The sequence below is a fragment of the Gemmiger formicilis genome, assembly GCF_016901605.1.
GTDB classification, from domain to species: domain Bacteria; phylum Bacillota; class Clostridia; order Oscillospirales; family Ruminococcaceae; genus Gemmiger; species Gemmiger formicilis_B.
Genome location: NZ_JACJKP010001051.1, coordinates 1 through 216, shown reverse-complemented (window position 1 = coordinate 216; position 216 = coordinate 1). Strand labels below are relative to the sequence as shown.

General features: G+C 53.7%; 1 protein-coding gene. It reads left to right on the top strand.

Features of this window, described 5'->3' with window-relative positions; genetic code table 11:
- A partial coding sequence (locus H6B10_RS17720) for a DUF6320 domain-containing protein (protein ID WP_204652591.1) occupies nucleotides 1-216 on the top strand: 216 nt, incomplete at both ends.

Below are 216 nucleotides of genomic sequence, written 5' to 3'. Positions count from 1 at the left end.
TGTGGACCTGGTCATTCCCATCCTGTGCAGTGTTACACTGGTCTGCAATTTCATTTTTGCGTTCTGGCGCAGCCGTTTTACCCAGAATGCGCTGGTGTATATGCTGCTGAACATCGGCATCGGTGTGCTGCCCTATCTGCTGTTGTTGTTCCAGGTAGGTACCGGACGGGTGGATGCCCGCAGTATGCCGTGGGTCATCTGCCTGATTATCAGCGT